The 5847-nt window shown below is 49.2% G+C and carries 2 tRNA genes and 3 rRNA genes; all 5 read right to left on the reverse strand.

What is annotated here, in order from left to right:
• Positions 1–52: 52 nt before the first annotated feature.
• A 5S ribosomal RNA gene (gene rrf / locus GEV47_RS18965) occupies positions 53–165 on the reverse strand.
• 188 nt (positions 166–353) lie between these two features.
• Positions 354–3214 (reverse strand): 23S ribosomal RNA (locus tag GEV47_RS18970).
• Between the two features lie 345 nt (positions 3215–3559).
• Positions 3560–3635 (reverse strand) — tRNA-Ala (locus GEV47_RS18975).
• Between the two features lie 20 nt (positions 3636–3655).
• Positions 3656–3732 (reverse strand) — tRNA-Ile (locus GEV47_RS18980).
• Positions 3733–3829: 97 nt separating this feature from the next.
• A 16S ribosomal RNA gene (locus tag GEV47_RS18985) occupies positions 3830–5360 on the reverse strand.
• The 16S, 23S and 5S rRNA genes sit together here with 2 tRNA genes alongside, the layout of an rRNA operon.
• Positions 5361–5847: the final 487 nt, after the last annotated feature.

Below are 5847 nucleotides of genomic sequence, written 5' to 3' on the forward strand. Positions count from 1 at the left end.
CAAAGCAAAAACCCCACCCTCGGTTAAGAGGATGGGGTTTTCTGGGTAATAAGCCTGACGATGACCTACTTTCACACTGGTTGCAGCACTATCATCGGCGCGAAGTCGTTTCACGGTCCTGTTCGGGATGGGAAGGGGTGGTACCAACTTGCTATTGTCATCAGGCATAACTTGTAGTGTTGCTTGTGCCCCTTGGGGTACAAACAACGCAATCTGGAAGAAGTTTTTCACTGACACTCTGTTGTGTCGTGAAACTAGAAATTCGTGTGGGTATGAATGCTCGCTCTGAGCAAACACCTGGTATTACTTTACTTATGTTGCATAAGTAGCTTGTCTATAACAACTAATGTTATAGGGACAAGCCTTACGGGCAATTAGTACTGGTTAGCTTAATGCATTACTGCACTTCCACACCCAGCCTATCAACGTCCTGGTCTCGAACGACCCTTCAAGGAGCTTAAAGCTCCGGGAAATCTCATCTCAAGGCAAGTTTCCCGCTTAGATGCTTTCAGCGGTTATCTCTTCCGAACTTAGCTACCCGGCAATGCCACTGGCGTGACAACCGGTACACCAGAGGTTCGTCCACTCCGGTCCTCTCGTACTAGGAGCAGCCCCCTTCAAATTTCCAACGCCCACGGCAGATAGGGACCAAACTGTCTCACGACGTTTTAAACCCAGCTCACGTACCACTTTAAATGGCGAACAGCCATACCCTTGGGACCGGCTACAGCCCCAGGATGTGATGAGCCGACATCGAGGTGCCAAACTCCCCCGTCGATATGAACTCTTGGGAGGAATCAGCCTGTTATCCCCAGAGTACCTTTTATCCGTTGAGCGATGGCCCTTCCATACAGAACCACCGGATCACTATGTCCTACTTTCGTACCTGCTCGACTTGTCAGTCTCGCAGTTAAGCACGCTTATGCCATTGCACTATTAGCACGATGTCCGACCGTACCTAGCGTACCTTCGAACTCCTCCGTTACACTTTGGGAGGAGACCGCCCCAGTCAAACTGCCTACCATGCACTGTTCCCGAACCGGATAACGGTCCAAGGTTAGAATCTCAAACAAACCAGGGTGGTATTTCAAGGTTGGCTCCACGCAAACTAGCGTTCACGCTTCAAAGCCTCCCACCTATCCTACACAGATTGGTTCAAAATTCAATGCAAAGCTACAGTAAAGGTTCATGGGGTCTTTCCGTCTAGCCGCGGGTAGATTGCATCATCACAAACACTTCAACTTCGCTGAGTCTCGGGAGGAGACAGTGTGGCCATCGTTACTCCATTCGTGCAGGTCGGAACTTACCCGACAAGGAATTTCGCTACCTTAGGACCGTTATAGTTACGGCCGCCGTTTACTGGGACTTCAATCAAGAGCTTGCACCCCATCATTTAATCTTCCAGCACCGGGCAGGAGTCACACCCTATACGTCCACTTTCGTGTTTGCAGAGTGCTGTGTTTTTATTAAACAGTCGCAGCCACCTTTTTATTGCAGCCCTTTCGCCCTTTAACAAGCTACCGGGGCGTACCTTATCCCGAAGTTACGGTACAAATTTGCCGAGTTCCTTCTCCCGAGTTCTCTCAAGCGCCTTAGAATACTCATCTCGCCCACCTGTGTCGGTTTGCGGTACGGTCTCGTGTGACTGAAGCTTAGAGGCTTTTCTTGGAACCACTTCCGATTGCTTCGTGAACAAGTTCACTCGTTTCAATACCTTGAATTACGCTGCCGGATTTGCCTAACAGCCTTCTCAGTACCAATAACCGACTATTCCAACAGTCGGACAACCTTCCGCGATCCGTCCCCCCATCGCATCACACGACGGTGCAGGAATATTAACCTGCTTCCCATCAGCTACGCATCTCTGCCTCGCCTTAGGGGCCGACTCACCCTGCTCCGATGAACGTTGAACAGGAAACCTTGGGCTTACGGCGTGGAGGCTTTTCACCCCCATTATCGCTACTCATGTCAGCATTCGCACTTCTGATACCTCCAGCATCCTTTACAAGACACCTTCGCAGGCTTACAGAACGCTCTCCTACCATATCAATAAATTGATATCCGCAGCTTCGGTGTATGGCTTAGCCCCGTTACATCTTCCGCGCAGGACGACTCGATCAGTGAGCTATTACGCTTTCTTTAAAGGGTGGCTGCTTCTAAGCCAACCTCCTGACTGTTTTAGCCTTCCCACTTCGTTTGCCACTTAGCCATACTTTGGGACCTTAGCTGGCGGTCTGGGTTGTTTCCCTCTTGACGTCGGACGTTAGCACCCGGCGTCTGTCTCCCAAGCTCGCACTCATCGGTATTCGGAGTTTGCAATGGTTTGGTAAGTCGCAATGACCCCCTAGCCATAACAGTGCTCTACCCCCGATGGTGATACTTGAGGCACTACCTAAATAGTTTTCGGAGAGAACCAGCTATTTCCAAGTTTGTTTAGCCTTTCACCCCTACCCACAGCTCATCCCCTAATTTTTCAACATTAGTGGGTTCGGTCCTCCAGTGCGTGTTACCGCACCTTCAACCTGGCCATGAGTAGATCACTTGGTTTCGGGTCTACACCCAGCGACTGTCGCCCTATTCGGACTCGATTTCTCTACGGCTTCCCTATTCGGTTAACCTTGCCACTGAATGTAAGTCGCTGACCCATTATACAAAAGGTACGCAGTCACGGAACAAGTCCGCTCCTACTGTTTGTATGCACACGGTTTCAGGATCTATTTCACTCCCCTTCCGGGGTTCTTTTCGCCTTTCCCTCACGGTACTGGTTCACTATCGGTCGATATCGAGTATTTAGCCTTGGAGGATGGTCCCCCCATGTTCAGACAGGATTTCTCGTGTCCCGCCCTACTTGTTGTCAGCTTAGTTCCACACTAGATATTTCGTGTAAGGGGCTATCACCCTCTATGGCCGACGTTTCCAAGTCGTTCCACTATACCTAATGCTAAAACTGACGGCTGTTCCCATTTCGCTCGCCACTACTTTGGGAATCTCGGTTGATTTCTTTTCCTGTAGCTACTTAGATGTTTCAGTTCGCCACGTTCGCTTTACACACCTATGTATTCAGTGTGCAATGACCTTACGGCCGGGTTTCCCCATTCGGAAATCTGCGGATCAAAGTGTGTTTGCTCACTCCCCGCAGCTTATCGCAAGCTACTACGTCCTTCATCGCCTGATATCGCCAAGGCATCCACCATGTGCACTTATTCACTTGTCCCTATAACATTAGATTCTGGTGACTGCATTCATTACTGAATCCAGGTTCATCACCAAAAAATGGTCATAGTTCTTACTACTTATGAGTATTACTTTAGCGTTTGCCGTATCCAAAGGGTTTTCTAAGTTTTCACTTCACTAACGATGACTCGTCAGCTTCCGTGATCTTGTAGAACTCTTTACATACTTTTTTGATTGATACAATCATACCCATCAATAACAATGTCTTGTCATTGACGAATTTCTACTTCTTCTAGATTGTTAAAGAACTAAACAGCCAATGATCTCTAAAAGATCAAACCTAAATCGCATCCCCTACCTACCGGATGACTTACGTTTGAACTTTTGGTGGAGGATGACGGGATCGAACCGACGACCCCCTGCTTGCAAAGCAGGTGCTCTCCCAGCTGAGCTAATCCCCCTGTGGGTATTACTAAGATTCTGGTAGGGCTGGCTGGACTCGAACCAGCGACCCCTGCGTTATCAACACAGTGCTCTAACCAGCTGAGCTACAGCCCCGCTTCAATTTACTTGTGCCGGCGCTACCATTTGAACTGTTCTTTTCTTGTATTAACAGTCGATAAGTGTGAACGCTTAATGCGCAGATATACTCTAGAAAGGAGGTGATCCAGCCGCACCTTCCGATACGGCTACCTTGTTACGACTTCACCCCAGTCACGAATCCCACCGTGGTAAGCGCCCTCCTTACGGTTAGGCTACCTACTTCTGGTGAAACCCGCTCCCATGGTGTGACGGGCGGTGTGTACAAGACCCGGGAACGTATTCACCGCGACATGCTGATCCGCGATTACTAGCGATTCCAACTTCATGTAGTCGAGTTGCAGACTACAATCCGGACTACGATACACTTTCTGGGATTAGCTCCCCCTCGCGGGTTGGCGACCCTCTGTATGTACCATTGTATGACGTGTGAAGCCCTACCCATAAGGGCCATGAGGACTTGACGTCATCCCCACCTTCCTCCGGTTTGTCACCGGCAGTCTCATTAGAGTGCTCTTTCGTAGCAACTAATGACAAGGGTTGCGCTCGTTGCGGGACTTAACCCAACATCTCACGACACGAGCTGACGACAGCCATGCAGCACCTGTGTTACAGTTTTCTTTCGAACACTCCCTAATCTCTCAGGGATTCTGTACATGTCAAGGGTAGGTAAGGTTTTTCGCGTTGCATCGAATTAATCCACATCATCCACCGCTTGTGCGGGTCCCCGTCAATTCCTTTGAGTTTTAATCTTGCGACCGTACTCCCCAGGCGGTCTACTTCACGCGTTAGCTGCGTTACCAAGTCAATTAAGACCCGACAACTAGTAGACATCGTTTAGGGCGTGGACTACCAGGGTATCTAATCCTGTTTGCTCCCCACGCTTTCGTGCATGAGCGTCAGTGTTATCCCAGGGGGCTGCCTTCGCCATCGGTATTCCTCCACATCTCTACGCATTTCACTGCTACACGTGGAATTCTACCCCCCTCTGACACACTCTAGCCGTGCAGTCACAAATGCCATTCCCAGGTTAAGCCCGGGGATTTCACACCTGTCTTACACAACCGCCTGCGCACGCTTTACGCCCAGTAATTCCGATTAACGCTTGCACCCTACGTATTACCGCGGCTGCTGGCACGTAGTTAGCCGGTGCTTATTCTTCAGGTACCGTCATTAGCACAGGATATTAGCCCGCACCGTTTCTTCCCTGACAAAAGAGCTTTACAACCCGAAGGCCTTCTTCACTCACGCGGCATTGCTGGATCAGGGTTGCCCCCATTGTCCAAAATTCCCCACTGCTGCCTCCCGTAGGAGTCTGGACCGTGTCTCAGTTCCAGTGTGGCTGGTCGTCCTCTCAGACCAGCTACTGATCGTCGCCTTGGTGAGCCTTTACCTCACCAACTAGCTAATCAGATATCGGCCGCTCTTATAACAAGAGGTCTTGCGATCCCCCTCTTTCCCCCTTAGGGCGTATGCGGTATTAGCTAATCTTTCGACTAGTTATCCCCCATTACAAGGTACGTTCCGATATATTACTCACCCGTTCGCCACTCGTCAGCGGAGCAAGCTCCCTGTTACCGTTCGACTTGCATGTGTAAGGCATGCCGCCAGCGTTCAATCTGAGCCAGGATCAAACTCTTCAGTTTAATCTCTGTTTTGTGGCATTGCTGCCTAGCATCTCTGCTATCGCTCACTCAAAATACTGACAGTTTATTACCGGCTTTAACACCAGCAACATCCTATTTTTCTTCTTTGTGAACATTTAATGTTTTAAGTTTGACGCTATCTACCGAAGTAAATAACGCTACCTTTGCACTAAACGCCCACACTTATCGACTGTTAATTGTTAAAGAACCTGTTCTTTTCTGCTCGCCATCCAAGCTTGCACTTAGTTGCTTAGCACACGAAGCGTTGTGTTCGTTTGCAGCAGAGAGGCAAGATTATGTCGTGTTTCGTATTCTTCGTCAACTCTTTTTTAAATCATTTTTGAAAACTTCTTCAACAATTTAAATCGACTGCCGAACAACTTTACCTGCCGAAATCACCCACTAAAACCCTGCCCTGAAATCTTTTTCTACCTTCACTTCGCAGCTTACTTCGCGTCGTTTTTTGCAGAGGCCGAACTATAGCAAC

The sequence above is a fragment of the Glaciimonas soli genome (assembly GCF_009497155.1).
In the GTDB taxonomy this organism is placed as follows: domain Bacteria; phylum Pseudomonadota; class Gammaproteobacteria; order Burkholderiales; family Burkholderiaceae_D; genus Glaciimonas; species Glaciimonas soli.